General features: G+C 61.0%; 12 protein-coding genes, 1 tRNA gene and 1 CRISPR repeat array (1 of these 14 running past the window's edge). Of the genes, 5 read left to right on the top strand and 8 right to left on the bottom strand.

The genetic code is table 11. The features are described 5' to 3' along the window. A CRISPR array of direct repeats spans nt 1-2,966; the repeat unit is 28 nt; unit sequence GGACCATCCCCGCCTGCGCGGGGAGAAC (it extends 235 nt beyond the left edge of the window). A gap of 44 nt (nt 2,967-3,010) precedes the next feature. Genes cas2e through cas3 form a run of 8 tightly spaced genes read right to left on the bottom strand, consistent with a single transcriptional unit; the run spans nt 3,011 to nt 11,958 of the window. Beyond that, nucleotides 3,011-3,364 carry a type I-E CRISPR-associated endoribonuclease Cas2e gene (cas2e, locus tag EAH68_RS08340; protein WP_126120869.1) on the bottom strand — a complete coding sequence of 118 codons (354 nt, stop codon included), beginning with the start codon at nt 3,362-3,364 and terminating at the stop codon, nt 3,011-3,013. Then, complete coding sequence (cas1e, locus tag EAH68_RS08345; RefSeq protein ID WP_206436385.1) at nt 3,361-4,344, bottom strand: type I-E CRISPR-associated endonuclease Cas1e; 984 nt, start codon at nt 4,342-4,344, stop codon at nt 3,361-3,363. Before cas1e ends, cas2e begins: the two co-directional genes overlap by 4 nt. Further along, complete coding sequence (gene cas6e / locus EAH68_RS08350) at nt 4,341-5,000, bottom strand: type I-E CRISPR-associated protein Cas6/Cse3/CasE (protein ID WP_126120871.1); 660 nt, start codon at nt 4,998-5,000, stop codon at nt 4,341-4,343. The genes cas1e and cas6e overlap by 4 nt, the downstream gene beginning before the upstream one ends. Then, nucleotides 5,001-5,699 (bottom strand): type I-E CRISPR-associated protein Cas5/CasD, encoded by a 699-nt coding sequence (gene cas5e / locus EAH68_RS08355; protein WP_126120872.1) that lies wholly within the window; start codon nt 5,697-5,699, stop codon nt 5,001-5,003. Further along, nucleotides 5,699-6,820: a type I-E CRISPR-associated protein Cas7/Cse4/CasC gene (gene cas7e, locus EAH68_RS08360; RefSeq protein ID WP_126120873.1), complete on the bottom strand. Its 1,122-nt coding sequence runs from the start codon at nt 6,818-6,820 to the stop codon at nt 5,699-5,701. The genes cas5e and cas7e overlap by 1 nt, the downstream gene beginning before the upstream one ends. A 22-nt stretch (nt 6,821-6,842) precedes the next feature. Beyond that, nucleotides 6,843-7,502, bottom strand: coding sequence for a type I-E CRISPR-associated protein Cse2/CasB (gene casB / locus EAH68_RS08365; protein WP_126120874.1), 660 nt, complete (start codon nt 7,500-7,502; stop codon nt 6,843-6,845). Continuing rightward, a complete protein-coding gene (casA, locus tag EAH68_RS08370; protein ID WP_126120875.1) occupies nt 7,477-9,156 on the bottom strand; it encodes a type I-E CRISPR-associated protein Cse1/CasA in 1,680 nt (559 codons plus the stop codon). Before casA ends, casB begins: the two co-directional genes overlap by 26 nt. A 33-nt stretch (nt 9,157-9,189) precedes the next feature. Beyond that, nucleotides 9,190-11,958 carry a CRISPR-associated helicase Cas3' gene (gene cas3, locus EAH68_RS08375; protein ID WP_126120876.1) on the bottom strand — a complete coding sequence of 923 codons (2,769 nt, stop codon included), beginning with the start codon at nt 11,956-11,958 and terminating at the stop codon, nt 9,190-9,192. Between the two features lie 372 nt (nt 11,959-12,330). On the opposite strand from cas3, the gene cmrA reads away from it, so the two are divergent. The 5 genes from cmrA (at nt 12,331) to EAH68_RS08400 (ending at nt 14,900) form a co-directional block, all read left to right on the top strand. Further along, the gene (gene cmrA / locus EAH68_RS08380; RefSeq protein WP_126120877.1) at nt 12,331-13,134 is read left to right on the top strand and encodes a mycolate reductase; all 804 of its coding nucleotides are present in this window, start codon (nt 12,331-12,333) and stop codon (nt 13,132-13,134) included. A 3-nt stretch (nt 13,135-13,137) separates the two neighbouring features. Next, complete coding sequence (orn, locus tag EAH68_RS08385) at nt 13,138-13,776, top strand: oligoribonuclease (RefSeq protein WP_277600467.1); 639 nt, start codon at nt 13,138-13,140, stop codon at nt 13,774-13,776. Nucleotides 13,777-13,825: 49 nt separating this feature from the next. Beyond that, nucleotides 13,826-13,898: transfer RNA gene (locus EAH68_RS08390), tRNA-His, on the top strand. Nucleotides 13,899-14,012: 114 nt separating this feature from the next. Further along, nucleotides 14,013-14,384, top strand: a complete 372-nt coding sequence (locus tag EAH68_RS08395) for a carboxymuconolactone decarboxylase family protein (protein WP_126120878.1) — start codon at nt 14,013-14,015, stop codon at nt 14,382-14,384. A gap of 39 nt (nt 14,385-14,423) precedes the next feature. After that, nucleotides 14,424-14,900: a hypothetical protein gene (locus tag EAH68_RS08400; RefSeq protein ID WP_126120879.1), complete on the top strand. Its 477-nt coding sequence runs from the start codon at nt 14,424-14,426 to the stop codon at nt 14,898-14,900.

Consider the following 14,900-nt stretch of genomic DNA (forward strand, 5'->3'; position numbering starts at 1 on the left):
GTGATGTGGGACCATCCCCGCCTGCGCGGGGAGAACGAGCCGTCACCCCGAAGTCGGTGGAGAAGATCGGGACCATCCCCGCCTGCGCGGGGAGAACGCACCCCATTTGATGGAGAACTCGGTTTCCCAGGGACCATCCCCGCCTGCGCGGGGAGAATGTGCTTCGGCCACGGTCATCATGCGGTCACTCAGGACCATCCCCGCCTGCGCGGGGAGAACCCAGGAAAGTTAGGGGCCGGTCATGGGGAAGGCGGACCATCCCCGCCTGCGCGGGGAGAACTTCACGAAGCCCCCACTGTCCGCGAACCAAAGGGGACCATCCCCGCCTGCGCGGGGAGAACCACAGCTCCGTCATCGAGTCAAAGATCAGCAGGGGACCATCCCCGCCTGCGCGGGGAGAACTAGCCGCTGCACTCAAAATGCGGTGTTTGCGGGGGACCATCCCCGCCTGCGCGGGGAGAACGTGGTGCGTCGCTGATGATGACGGCGCAGGCGGGGACCATCCCCGCCTGCGCGGGGAGAACTCGATGGCGTTGATGCCCCAGTCTTCGATCTCGGGACCATCCCCGCCTGCGCGGGGAGAACTTTTAGGAGTCATAGCTACCATTCCAGCTTTCAGGACCATCCCCGCCTGCGCGGGGAGAACGTGGTGACAGCACCGAACCCAGCGGATGCCTGGGGACCATCCCCGCCTGCGCGGGGAGAACCGTGGAAGGTGCTGGCAGATCACCCCGGAGAAGGGACCATCCCCGCCTGCGCGGGGAGAACGATCTTCGTCGGGGTGAGCCACAAGTTCTTTGCGGACCATCCCCGCCTGCGCGGGGAGAACATTGTCCGCAGAAGATCCGCCACGGAGAAGTCGGGACCATCCCCGCCTGCGCGGGGAGAACGTTCCCCGGTTCATGGGGACGGTCATGCACACGGGACCATCCCCGCCTGCGCGGGGAGAACGCTGATGGCTCGTTCTACTACGGCTACAAGACCGGACCATCCCCGCCTGCGCGGGGAGAACCTCCTCTCCTAGAACTGCAGGGCTGCAACACGAGGACCATCCCCGCCTGCGCGGGGAGAACCGTGTCGTCACACTCCGCGGCCGACTCCAACAGGGACCATCCCCGCCTGCGCGGGGAGAACTCGCCTGGGTAATTCCCGGCGCGATCTTGGAAGGGACCATCCCCGCCTGCGCGGGGAGAACCGATGACGATGACGACGACCCCAGCGCCCCCGGTGGACCATCCCCGCCTGCGCGGGGAGAACACCTCGTCAACATTCTCAGGCTGTCCGTTCTCGGGACCATCCCCGCCTGCGCGGGGAGAACGTCAGGCCGAAGGAGAAGCACTTCTGCGAGTTGGGACCATCCCCGCCTGCGCGGGGAGAACGGGACAGTCCAGGCCCTTAGAGGTCAGGGACCGGGACCATCCCCGCCTGCGCGGGGAGAACACCTTCACACCGGTGCCGACAAGGGTCACGCCGGGACCATCCCCGCCTGCGCGGGGAGAACTGCCCTACAATGGCTAACATCACTGACGAGCAGGGACCATCCCCGCCTGCGCGGGGAGAACGAGGCCCGTGCACGGCAGCAGTTGGAAGATGAGGGACCATCCCCGCCTGCGCGGGGAGAACATCGGGGTTGACAAAACCGAGCCGTACGCCAAGGGACCATCCCCGCCTGCGCGGGGAGAACTCAACGAGAACTACGACCTCCTGGCTGAAGCCGGGACCATCCCCGCCTGCGCGGGGAGAACAAGTAGTGGACCCCCTCGGAGTAGACGGTTCCGGGACCATCCCCGCCTGCGCGGGGAGAACTTGATGATGACCTTCGCGACGTGCGTCTTACCGGGACCATCCCCGCCTGCGCGGGGAGAACTCGGTCGACTTCGGAGGCTGCAGGGGGAAGGTGGGACCATCCCCGCCTGCGCGGGGAGAACCGGGTGTAGGAGGTGTTGTAGCAGGAGGTGCAGGGACCATCCCCGCCTGCGCGGGGAGAACGCCTGGCCAGTAGAGGAGTATGCCTCGGAGAAGGGACCATCCCCGCCTGCGCGGGGAGAACTGGTGATCGTGGCCGATACAGCAAGGCTCCGGGGGACCATCCCCGCCTGCGCGGGGAGAACAGGCCGTATCACGGAAGATTCTGGGGCGCAACCTGGACCATCCCCGCCTGCGCGGGGAGAACCGGCCTCTGGCTCGCCCTCTTCCTCGGGATGTGGGACCATCCCCGCCTGCGCGGGGAGAACGAGATTGCCCTCGCCCTGGGGGTTGACCCGAGGGGACCATCCCCGCCTGCGCGGGGAGAACTTCGATTCGAGAACGTTTTGCCACGGCTCCTCCGGACCATCCCCGCCTGCGCGGGGAGAACGCAAGGTCCGGGGCGGCGGCAGCGAGACGCACGGGACCATCCCCGCCTGCGCGGGGAGAACGAGGCCCCGCATTCAAAATGCGGTAGTTCTCGGGGACCATCCCCGCCTGCGCGGGGAGAACTTTGGAGTCAGCGGCGGGCATCGAGGACGTCACGGACCATCCCCGCCTGCGCGGGGAGAACGGTCCCCCACCCACTCGGTGGAATCAATGACCCGGACCATCCCCGCCTGCGCGGGGAGAACATCATCGCCGTCATCGGCGTCGCCATCCACCGCGGACCATCCCCGCCTGCGCGGGGAGAACCAGGCCGAGCATATCGAACGGCTACAGGCAGCGGGACCATCCCCGCCTGCGCGGGGAGAACTGGAGGACGACAACGACGCTGCCCTGGCGACCGGGACCATCCCCGCCTGCGCGGGGAGAACCTGGTCCTGCACGACCATCTGGACGGACTTGCCGGACCATCCCCGCCTGCGCGGGGAGAACCGGGAGGTCAGCGGGGAGAGCACATCCGAGACCGGACCATCCCCGCCTGCGCGGGGAGAACAAGTCCTGGTAGCGGGTGGTCTTCTGCCACTCGGGACCATCCCCGCCTGCGCGGGGAGAACACTAATTAACCAGGGAAAATAGTTGGTCCATGCGGAATTTTACATCACTTTGTTCGGCGTCGACGTGTGACTCGCTGTCGGGACGCCTGTGACCAGCCGGCTTTCATGGAACCCTTGGCGGTGGTGATCGGATGGCGCATGAGAGTAATCCCTTCGAAGTCGGTTGGCTCCCATTGGCTGCGATGAACCCGGACTTCGAAACCCTGCTCGTTGGAGCGGGTAGGGTAGGTCATGATCGCCCGCCCGTTGGTGAGTGTGCTGATTATCAGAGTCCATAGCTCATCACGTACTCGAGCACTGGGTTTGCCCACGTAGACCCCGGGGTTTATCTCCATTAACCATCTGGTCAGATGGCCACTCAGCTTGGCGGGCGGAGAGGAGAGCACGATGGTGATCATTCCGAAGTGAACTCTCCTTGCTCATCAGATTGCTCGTAGTTGGTGCCGCCAGCGACTTGGCGATCACCGCCGTCCCACAATTGGATGATGTCAGCCCAGAAATCCTCGGTGGGGGAAGCGTCATCATCGATAAGCAGCGTCTTCAGGTCTTCTGCAACACGCTCTACTAGCCGGAGCTGCCTAAATTCGTCGCGCATTGCACGGCGGGTAATCGAAGCGACATCGGAAATCTCAGCGCGACCGGTTTTGTTGAGATCAGCTACGACCTGGAAAGCCAGGGGAATGGATGTTTCGGCTTTGTAGAGGTCGGCAATATCGTAAACGAAGGCGCGATCGTGACCGGTATGGATGAAACCCAACCCTGGGCTGCAGCCGAGAGCTGCGATCACGGAGTGGCATAGTCCATAGAGGCAGGTGTGAGCAGCAGATAATGCCTGATTGATGGGGTCGCTGGCAAAAAAGTCATTTGGATCATAAATCCGTCGATGCCAATCGACTTTGTATTTTTCAGAGCTCTCACGATAAATCCGTCTGACTCTCGCGCCTTCTTTACCGCGGAGCTGCTGCATGTTCAGGCCAGCAGTATCTTCCCCTGGAAAACGCATGGCATACATCGCTCGCGCAACCGACATACGAGATTTCCTGTTACTTACCTTTTCAGCCTGTTTAACCAGGAGTTTGTCAGAGCGGGCGATGGAGCGGCCGTGGGCATAATAGCGAACCCCCTCTTCCCCGACCCACACCAGCGAACAGCCAGAATCGGCGACGACGGAGACCGCCTGGTGGGTGAGTCGGGTGCCGGGACCCAGAAACAGCACGCTCAGTGCGGCAACCGGCACATGGACAACGCCTTGTTCATCTGTCGCGGTAAGCGCACCCCCGTCTCTGCCCAGAGTGCAGTGTTCCAGGTAGAGGAAGCTGACCCGGTTGTCGGCACGGTGCAGTTGTTGGGGTTTCGACGGGGGCATTCCTGTGTTCATGATGTTATTTTCAATGGTGCGAGGGTCAGCAGGCCACAGCCGTATCCACGAGCTTTTCCGAGCCCAGAAGTGAGAACCAAGCGAAGGGAATCAGCGGCGGTGACTTCAAGTACTCCATCGAAGGTCACCTGCTGGATAGTGACGCGTCGGCCGTTCCGGTTGAACACCATCCGAGTTGAGCGGTTCACGGAAGCTGTTGGTTCCCCCGCATCATCTGCAATCCGAGCTCCCAGCTGCTCCTGCCGCTCAATCAGCCAGCGGAGCTGGTGTTCCGCGGTGATATGAGCGACGCGTCGCTTCTTTCCTTCTTCTGTCACGGTGTGCACCGGGTTTGCGGTCAGCCGGAAGGCATAGCGCTGCCCCTTGGTGATGCGGTTGAGCATCTGTGAGTAATCACTGGTCTGCCACGAAGGTTCCTGTGCCCACCCGGATTGTTCCTGCAGATGCTCAAAGGACGGGATAGAAGGACTGACCACATAAAGAGCGGTCTCTTCACGGGTCCGGTCGATTCTCCACAGCACTCGTCCTTCCTCGGTCTGCGCAGAAGAATCCGGAGGAAATGACGATAGCACCGCAGCATGCATCATCTGCGGGTTTGCCAACAGTGCACGGGTCTGTCTCCGTTGATTGTTCAGATACATTCTTGACAGATACATCTACACACCTCCCAGCAGTTCAAAAGGATCATGTTCCTGGGGCTTCCTACCGAGCGAATTCTCGATGGTCACCCAATCGTGTCTGACTGCCCTCAATCCGTAACTACGCTCCTTCGGATCAAAGCTCTGTGGCTGGTCTCGCAGAAGCTCATCGGCCAATTCCCCATCCAGGAGGTCACGACTGATCGGGAGATGAACCTGGGTAGAGATTTTCTTTCGGTACCAGTCGGCTGCGATCCATCCCTGAGAATGCAAAGTAGCCTCCAGATCGGTGTCCACGATGCCCAGTGAGATTCTTTCACCGGGAGGACAGCTTCGTCGCCCGAGGTAGAGCGGGAAGACAGGTGTGTGGAGTGCCTGCTCCAGTCCTTCAAGCACGTCAAGCGCTCCCTCTATACCTACGATGAATCGATAATCCTGCAGGTAGTAGCGGTTGGTCAGTGGCTTGGCCTTGCCTGTTCGCCAGTCGATCTCCGTCTGGAAATCCCTCAGTACACTACCCACCTGATCAGTACGTACACCGAAGCGAAGCTGAACCAGGTCAGCCACGGATTCCTCGCGGGGACGCCCCTGGGCCGCGGCGAGAAGGCCGATCACACCGCTCTTAGTCGGCGATGAAGCTGTTGATCGGTTGACGAATCTGCTGTCAACACCCCACGATTGCAAAGGGCCTGACAATCTCATGACCAGAGTAGGCATTAGTCCTCCTGTGAGGATGCGCGGACGGCTTCTCCGGCACGGGTGATGATCTCTTCGAAACCGAGCTTCTCAGTGCGCTCGACGAGTACCGCCTGCAGGGCCTCAGAGTCAGCGGCCTGGGTGAACATACCGAAGGAGGCCACCGGCTTGGTTCCATACTGTGCATCGCCGTCGACGGCGTACCTCGCTAGTTCCACCGCTGCAAGTGGCACCGCGTTGCCTTCGTTGCGGACCGGTTCCTCAAATGCATTGACCAGGCTCACCGGCTGATCTTCACGGACCTCGACCAGGAGGAAATCGGGGCGGGTACGGTTGGCAAAAGTATTCTGCTTTCCGGTGGGCATCGAGGTGACGAAGGCACGCGTGAATGCTTCCACGGCGCGTGCCGCAGCTTCTGCATCCCCGACGTTGGAGACGAGCTTATCGACGTTGATGGTCGCATACCGGTAGAGCGCCGAGGATACGAATTCCTGGGTGCCGATCATTCCGGCACCGGCGTTGTCCTCGGAAGCATTGTCATCGACGGCAGTGTAGTAGTCGAACTCTCGGGTGGCCTTGTGCACGGACAGCGCGTGCTCGACCTGGCAGGAAGCGTCCACATTGGCTTCTGGGGCGTCAGCAAGCATGCGACCGAACAGGGCGACGTCAATGGCGGCGTTGCCTTGCAGGGCTGCGCGCGCCTGCTTCTTGGTCGGCTTTGCACCGTCAAGCTGATCAAGTGCCAGCTGCGCCAGCTGATCAATTTCTGCACGGGAAAGGAAGAGCAGGTAGCCGGTTTTAGCCGGATCCTCCTCATTCTTCTTCTTTTTTTCCATGGTGATACCGGCGACCTTGAGGATGTCCTCAGCGGCGGCTTCGGAGGCCGGAACATCAAGGTCTTCGCGGAGCTCGCGGATCTTTTCTCCGACGCGTTTGACCGCCTGGAGAGTACGCTCACCGAGCTCAGAGACGTCGAGAAGCTCCTTGAAATCATTGCGGACGGCGCGCTTCCAGGCTTGGCTGGACACACGGTGGCGCTCGACGCCGCCGAAGAGCGCGGACTTGGGGGAACCGGTGTCGTCACGGTTGATGCAGGACGGCGGAACGAGCTGGATGAGGTGGAGATCGATGAAGGTAGACATGGTGATGGGATCCTTTCAGATTTTAGGAGAGTGGGACTTCATCGGATTCGGTCTTGCGGGGTGCCGTGTAGAGCTGGCGGCCCCAGTTCAGCCGAACCTTGTCGCGGGAGTCGTAGTAGTGGAAGTCATGGATGTTGGCAGCCAGTTCCATGAAGTCCAGGTGAACCGATTCACCGCGAAGCTGGGTGATCAGGCCGCGCAGATGCCAGAGCAGCTCATCGACGGAATCCGAGGTGGACAGCGCATTGAAGCGTCGAAGGATCGGGGATTCTTCATCGAATCCCTTCTGGGGATCCTTGCTCATGATGTACTGCCTGACCGCGGATCCGAGTCCTCGGCCCTGTCGGTGCATGAGTTCGCTCTTACCCTGCTGCTGGATGGCGAAGAGCGCGAGTGCGTTGTGCACTGCGGTCTCGCCTGCACTCGGGGCATCGGACTTGCCGATGAGGCGGGAGGGAAGATCTCCCAGGGTGATCCCCCAGACCTCCGGAACGGAGCCTGGAAATTCGTTCACCGCACGACGCAGACGCGCGAGGTGGGCCTTTGACGTGGATGTTCCTGATGCGACGCCGGCCCCGAGTACATGGAGTTTGGAAGCCACATGCGCTTTGACCGCCTGACGGTCAGTCTTGGGCTCAGGCGAACCACTGAGCAACTCAGTCATTATCAGTCCTTTCTTCATTGGTGTTCATGGAAGAGTCAGCCGGCCCGAGGATCTTGTGGAGCGCACCTCGCAGGCGGTTAATCGCCACCGGCCCGGTGATACGGGAGGAGTCCTTGATTCGTCCAGCCCACACGCTCGGCGGTTGGCTGGACAGGATCTGATCCGCGATCTCCAAGGTGCTTGAGCGCAGCTGCTGGTTCCAATCCTGAAGCAGTGCGTCAGGATCAGGAGATTGTGAAAGCGCTGCAAGCCACTCGCGGAAGGGAAGGTCAACCGCGAAGTAGAAACGACTCTGGATCTCGTCTGAGTCCTTCGCGGCATCGCCGGAAACTGCGTAAGCGATGTTGCTGTTGAAGGTCCGCAGAGCGTAATCCACGTCCTCTGTGCGCCTGATGGCCATCCGTGCAATGGATCGCAGTACTTCCCCGTCCTCAGACATCAGCAGCGCCGAAACCTGCAGGGAATCGCTGATGATGTCGGCATAGCTAGAGCTCTGGGACCCGTAGAGCATGGAGACCATCCGCATCTTGATCGGATGTTGTGGATCCAGATACCCGAGTGCTGTCAGGTAACCGATCCAATCCACAGTCAGTGCAGGCTTGGAGGTTGGCGCTCCGTCTGCATACTTGGACTTCGCTTTGACTGAATCTGCGTTGGGTAGCAGATTCGGCAGAGACCTCCACACCGCTCGGCCGGGTTGCGCCGACGACGGCATGTAGCGGATGCTCTTAGCCTTTGTCGTCTGCGGATCACTGAAACGCCAGGGGGTCATGGTTTCGGTGTCATCCTGGATGGTGTACCCGAGCGCATCGCCGTTGGTGACCAGCACGCCGGTAACCACGTCGTCCTCCCAGCGCAGGCGGAGCCGACGCTGGGGCCAGGTGAGCAGTTCCACCGGACCGGCAGCACCGTTTTCAGCATTCACCTCATATCCGGCTCGAGGCGCTGCCATCAGAGGTTCCTCCAGCTCCCACACTGGTACGTCGAACTCCGAACCAGCCTGTTCCCGCCACGGGCGGTAGTTGAGAAGCAGGGTCTCCTGGAGGTTGGCACCCTCCAACACGGTACCCCCTAGCCAGCCGGCCCATCCGATGCCGAGCGGGTAGCCCTTTCCACCCTTAACCCGCGGGTCCCTGACATCTCCGGATTTGATCCCGGAGAAGTCATAGGCATTGGCATGGATGAGGTAATTGGCGGCGGCACCCGGTGATAACGAGTCAATTTCTGTGCGCATGGTGAAAAGATCTCCGACGCCACCAGCATCCGGGATGAGAATGTCCAGGGCCTTCCACTCATTTTTTGAGGTGTGAAGATCAGCCACCTGCAGGAATGGTCGCTCTGGATGACGGAGATCAAAACGGTCATGCATCCGGTTCAGATAGTCCTGAACCTCGTCGTCATAGACACTCCCGGCATCCCACTTCTTCTGCCAGTGCTTGGATGCACGAGTCTGTCGCTGCCACTGCGGGGAGTCCCAGGAACGGTAAAGGATGGCCAGCAGCACGCGGAGAATCGCGAAATTCGTTGTCTCCAGGGGCGCAGCGATGCGCTGATAGTTCTGTGCATTGCTGAGTAGCTCGGTGATTGAGACCAGCTCGGGCAAGCCGTCGGCTGTAAGTATCTCGATCCAGGGTTGATCAAGCAGATTGAATCCCTGCGTTGGTTCACTCATGGTCGCCTCCTGTCTGTGTCATAGTTCTTTGGTTCACTCCTTCTCCTTCCTTTCCACCAGCAGGCCCAACTGTTCGTCATAGCGGAATACATAACGCTCCACCTCCCTCGATAAGGTTTCGTCCAGGACCAGCGGCAGCATGCCTTTGAGCCAACGGGATTGCTGCCAGGACTCCTGCCCGTCGGACTCAAGATCCCCGAGGTCATCGTCGCTGAGCGTCCAGCCCGGGAGCCGGACGGTACAGCGCGCGAGGTTTCTGGCAACGGAATAGTCGAGTTCCATGGTGCCGTCGACGGGCATACCGTCGAGTTCCCGCACGTGAGGTAGTGCGTAGAGTCTGCCGTTGACATTGCGTACCACGATGACCTCGAAGGACTCATCGGCGTCGCGGACCTGTCCGGCAGCTGCCTGCTCATCGGCAATCGACGGCTGTCTGCTCCACCCCGCCAGATCCTCTGATTCCGGTTTCGGGATGCGGGCAAGCTCAGCGCGTTTGATCTGACTCTTTTCAAAGTCCATTTCATTTCTGTGCGCCTGCGCCCACTGCTCCACCCACCCGGCTGGCGCAGCGCGTTCAGTGTCGTAGCTGACAGAAACGAGCTTCTCGACGTCCACCGGTGTGGTTATCCGCCCATAGGATTCCTGGAGATGGTCTGCCAGAACACTCAGGGACCGCAGGAGAGGTGCGCTGCGGTAGACCCTGACACTGCCTTTCTGCATCGATGGTGCCGGCCCTGTGGTGTCCGGGATCCCGGCACCGAAGATCGACAAGGTCGGCTTCTTCAAGGTTTCAGGACGGAGTTCATTTAGCACTGGGTGACGGTGGAGCCGCCCGATGCGCTGAATAATCAGGTCAGTGGGGGCGATGTCACTGATCATGGCGTCGAAATCCAGATCCAGGCCCTGCTCGATAATCTGGGTTGAGACCACGATCAGCTTTTTTGGGCGTGCATCGCCAGCCTGGCGTCCAAGCTGGTGGACCAACGACCCTTCGAGATCAACCCGGTCCGAGGTGAGGAACCGCGCATGAAGTAGCACCGTCGCATCCTCCTGTGCAGAGATGAGACAGTACAGCTCCTGGGCCCGGCTGACGGTGGAGCAGATGATTCCGATACAACCACCGTCAGTAGACAGATCGAGGGCTTTGGCCGCCATCTCTGGCAGGTCGCCTTCTGAGAATATGACGTGGGTGGTGCGGTTGAGACCGTCGTGTTCCGGCGCGATGGTTTCGGTGGTGTGTCCGTCAGTCCAGGTGATACGAGGATAGACGGGGGAATCATCCAGTTTCGAGCCGGTTCCGTCATAGCCGGAAGCGCCACTGTAGTAGGCGTCGAGAAGCTCTTTGCGCATAGCTGGCGGCAGCGTCGCAGACAATGCGATCACCGGTACCCCGTACAGCCCCAACCACTCAAGCAGGCAAGTGGTGTAGACACGCATATAGGAATCGGCAGCATGGATCTCATCAATGATGACGACCTTTCCCGCCAACCCCAGGTGACGCAGGACGTTGTGACGGGATTGGAGCGTAGCGAAGAGGATCTGATCGATGGTGCCTACCACCACAGAGGCCAGCAGTCCCGTCTTCCGACCCTGAAACCACTGGGTGGCCTCCAGTTGCGTCTGATCGGCTGGCACGTCGTCATCGTGGATGGACGAGAAACCCGATGACGTCACTTCCCGGAACTCATCATTGAACTCGGACTTGCCGTGGGCGAGCACCGTGGACACAGATTCCGGCGAACCGGACTGCGACAGCCACTGCGCCACTCTGCTGAAGATGGCATCCGATGTCACGCGGGTAGGCTGGGCGAAAAACAGACCGTTGAAACCGAACTTCGATGCGGTGATATCAGCCAGCGCCAGGGCCGCTTCTGTCTTCCCCGAACCGGTCTCATTCTCAATGATGGTGAACGACGGTCTGGTCTGCGCATTGCCCACCTCGATGACCGCCTGCTGCACATTACGCAACGCCGCCGATTTCGGCAGGGCAAAACGGGAGATGAACTCAGCACTGTCCACCGGAGACGGTTGCCACCGCCCACCGAGGTTGATTCGAACCCTGGCATTGTCGAGTCGCTCCCCAGGATCCTGATACTGTCCGCTGATGAGAGGGAAATTCTCCGTCGAAGAGGCCACCCAGTCCGCAGCGATCAGGACACCAGTGGTCAGCGCCGCGACGGCATTCGGAATGATCTTGTCGTCGGCATCATTGAAGAGCGTGGCACAGCGTTGAATATCTTCCTCGCTGAGACCGGCATCCCCGATCAGAACATCCAGCAGCTCAAATCGAGCCTCCTGCCACTGGGACGAGCGGCGCATCTCCTGGGCAAGATCATCCGAGGGCGACTTGAAAGGATTGAAGGTTCCATGGTGGCCAGCGATGACAGCGAACCAGAACTCCTTGGTTATCGGATCCAGTCGGTTCCCGGTGCGCTGCCCCAACCATGCAATCAGGGTGTGGGCGCTGATGATGGAATGCGGGTTGGCGGACATCTGGTTCGGCGTGACCGCACCGTCGAATCCGGCTGCGGCGACCCGCATGGAAAGCGTCGGATTCTTCTGCTGGAAGAACGGACTCGCCTTTCCGATGTCGTGAGCGCAAGCCGCAAGCTTCAGCACCACGTCCATCGGTACTTCCCCCATCATGTCAGAGAGAAACTTCCTGGTGGCTGGAGCGAGAAGGGAATCAGAGACATTCGTGATGATCCCGCTGATATCAAGGCTGTGTTGCAGCAGTGATAGATACTCCGAGGCACTGTAGTCAGAGGTTTTCGCCCAGAAGAGATTGAGATGCTTCGTCATGTTCCGCTCTTATTTATAACAATAAACGTCTTAAGCACAACCTGATGGTAGCTGACATTCTTTCCTTGTGTAGGAAATCTTCCCAGCGGGGGTACACACGGTCGACACCCGTGCCAGATTGTCGAATGCGAAGATCCCTATAGGAAGAGCACAGAACCCCTGCCCAACCGAAAATAAATTCGATTAAACAAGGGTACTGGATAGCCCCGCTGACTGCGGGGAGCAGGATCATCTCAGACGATTATTCGGATCATCCCCACGAGGATGGGGAGCCAGAAATGATCGACTCACAGTCTACGGAGGGCCTGGCCGATTTTCACCAGCCCCTGCCCGCGCGACACAAAAAGAGCGACGTCGATTAGCCTTGACCCCATGACTCTTCCCTCCCCCAGCCCGCAGGCTCATGCGCTCGTCACGGGCGCCAGCCAGGGCATCGGCATGGCCATGGCGCGTGATCTCGCGTCGATGGGCCACAATCTCATCATCGTCGCCCGGCGCGAGAATGTTCTCCGGGATTTCGCCGCGGAGCTTGAGTCCGCGCATGGTGTGGACGTCGAGGTCTTCGCGGCTGATCTGAGCAGGCACGAGGACGTCGACCGCCTCATCGCGCACATGGCGGATCGTGAGATCTCCATCCTGATCAACTCGGCTGGCATCGCCACGTTCGGGCCGCTGGTCAGGCAGGACTGGGACCATGAGATGGCCCAGTTCAACCTCAATGCCACTGCCGTCTTCCGGCTCACGCGCGCGGTGCTGGACGGGATGCTGGAGCGGAAGTCGGGGGCGATCTGCAACGTGGGTTCCGCAGCGGGCAACGTGCCGATCCCGAACAACGCCACCTACGTGTTCACCAAGGCGGGGGTCAACGCCTTCACCGAGGCCCTGCACTACGAGCTGAAGGGCACCGGTGTGACCTGCACGCTGCTGGCGCCGGGTCCGGTGCGTGATGCGGTGGTTCCGGATGCGGAGAAGTCGATCGTCGATAAGGTCGTCCCTGATTTCCTGTGGACCACCTACGAGTCCTGCTCCCGCGAGACGCTTGAGGCGATGGCGAAGAACCAGCGTCGCGTGGTGCCGGGTCCGCTGAGCAAGGCGATGAATGCCGTGTCCAAGATTGCACCGACGGGGCTGCTCGCGCCGGTGATCGGTAAGTTCTATTCGAAGATGGGTGACTAGCAAGTGATCGAGAACAACGTCGCACGGAAGAATGACCGCCTGGTGTGGGTTGACCTGGAGATGACCGGGCTGGACTACGAACGCCACGTCATCGTGGAGATCGCCGCGCTGGTCACCGACGCAAACCTCCATATCCTCGGTGAGGGCGTGGATCTGGTCGTCCACGCCACCGAGGAGGAACTGGCGGAGATGGATGACTTCGTCACCAACATGCACGAGTCCTCCGGGTTGACCGAGCAGATCCGCCAGTCGACCGTGACCATGGCGGAGGCGGAGGACGCTGTCCTCGCGCTCATCGCCGAGCACTGCTCGCCTGAGCATCCCGCTCCCCTGGCCGGCAACTCGATCGCCACGGACCGGGCGTTCATCCACAAGCAGATGCCGCGTCTCGACGCCGCGCTGCACTACCGCATGGTCGACGTCTCCTCCATCAAGGAGCTCGCCCGCCGCTGGTTCCCCAAGGCCTATTTCAACCAGCCGGAGAAGGGCCTGGCCCACCGCGCGCTGGCCGACATCATCGAGTCCATCCGCGAGCTCGACTACTACCGACGCACCGTCTTCGTCCCCACCCCGGGTCCGGAATCACCTGCAGCAGCCGAACAGTCGACCGCAGTTCAGGCCCACTACCAGCAGTTTTTGTAAATTGCGCCGGATGGGTTAATCTGTAGTCCGCTGCGATCAAGCAGCGATGGTGGCTGTAGTTCAGTTGGTAGAGCACCAGGTTGTGATCCTGGGTGTCGCGGGTTCGAGCCCCGTCAGCCACCCCCACGAGGCAGGCCCCGGACTTTCATGGTCCGGGGCCTGCTGTTTTTCTTCCTATACTGGGATTTTGTGCCCGGGCCACACGGGCCGGCACGGATCAGTCAAGGAGAATCACGATGACTTTCAGCATGGACAAGGGCAATGAGTTCGTCGAGGAGACGCAGAGCCCCGAGGGTGCGGCCACCTGGAAGCAGCAGCTGGATGAATTCGCCCCGGGTGCATCCGACTGGGTGGTCGGCGCCGTCTTCGGCGGGACCTACCAGCGCAAGGGCATCGACCTGAAGACGCGCCAGCTGCTCAACATCGCCGCACTGGCGGCCATGGGTGGGGTGGAGCCGCAGCTGACCGGCCACATCAGGACCGCGATTGAGGTCGCAGGGATGAGCCGGGAGGAGGTCGGCGAGAGCATCGTCCACCTCATGCCCTACATCGGTGTGCCGAAGACGTTGGCCGCCATGCGCTGCATGAAGGCCGCAGTCGACGGGTAGCTCTTGACCGCCCCACCACCGGGGTGTTTCGTGGTGGTCATGGCGATCAACAGCAGTCTGCGCGAGGCAATGAACCGGCTGGTGGGTACGTGGCGGACCGAGGGACGCATGCTCGACGGGGATGGCGACACCTGGTCCGGCCACGACATCTACGAATGGTTCCCCGGCGGGCAGCACATGGTGCACCGGGTGGACGTGGAAATCTTCGGTGCCCGCAAGGAGTCCATGGAGTTTCTCACGCCCCGTGAGGGTTCAGTGGACACGATCGACCAGGTCTCCTTCGATGCCGCCGGCACCGTGGAGACCTCCGTCGGTCACTTCGACATGGAGGGCCGCTACCTTATCGACGCCGGCGGGGCCCGGGCGGTACTGAGCTTCGACGGACCCGATGCGATGGGTGCGCACTGGCAGTACCGCGCAGCCGACGGCACCTGGATCGACTGGATGCGGGTCAGCTTCACGCGGATCGCGGCCCCGCACATCGAGGTCCGGTCGAAACCGGGCCACGCAGACTGA

This window comes from Corynebacterium hylobatis (genome assembly GCF_003955685.1).
Taxonomy (GTDB): domain Bacteria; phylum Actinomycetota; class Actinomycetes; order Mycobacteriales; family Mycobacteriaceae; genus Corynebacterium; species Corynebacterium hylobatis.

Bases quoted from the DNA above. Each gene is read 5' to 3' on its own strand.
- cas2e (WP_126120869.1), bottom strand. From the start codon at position 3,364: ATGATCACCATCGTGCTCTCCTCTCCGCCCGCCAAGCTGAGTGGCCAT.
- cas1e (WP_206436385.1), bottom strand. From the start codon at position 4,344: ATGAACACAGGAATGCCCCCGTCGAAACCCCAACAACTGCACCGTGCC.
- cas6e (WP_126120871.1), bottom strand. From the start codon at position 5,000: ATGTATCTGTCAAGAATGTATCTGAACAATCAACGGAGACAGACCCGT.
- cas5e (WP_126120872.1), bottom strand. From the start codon at position 5,699: ATGCCTACTCTGGTCATGAGATTGTCAGGCCCTTTGCAATCGTGGGGT.
- cas7e (WP_126120873.1), bottom strand. From the start codon at position 6,820: ATGTCTACCTTCATCGATCTCCACCTCATCCAGCTCGTTCCGCCGTCC.
- casB (WP_126120874.1), bottom strand. From the start codon at position 7,502: ATGAAGAAAGGACTGATAATGACTGAGTTGCTCAGTGGTTCGCCTGAG.
- casA (WP_126120875.1), bottom strand. From the start codon at position 9,156: ATGAGTGAACCAACGCAGGGATTCAATCTGCTTGATCAACCCTGGATC.
- cas3 (WP_126120876.1), bottom strand. From the start codon at position 11,958: ATGACGAAGCATCTCAATCTCTTCTGGGCGAAAACCTCTGACTACAGT.
- cmrA (WP_126120877.1), top strand. From the start codon at position 12,331: ATGACTCTTCCCTCCCCCAGCCCGCAGGCTCATGCGCTCGTCACGGGC.
- EAH68_RS08395 (WP_126120878.1), top strand. From the start codon at position 14,013: ATGACTTTCAGCATGGACAAGGGCAATGAGTTCGTCGAGGAGACGCAG.
- EAH68_RS08400 (WP_126120879.1), top strand. From the start codon at position 14,424: ATGGCGATCAACAGCAGTCTGCGCGAGGCAATGAACCGGCTGGTGGGT.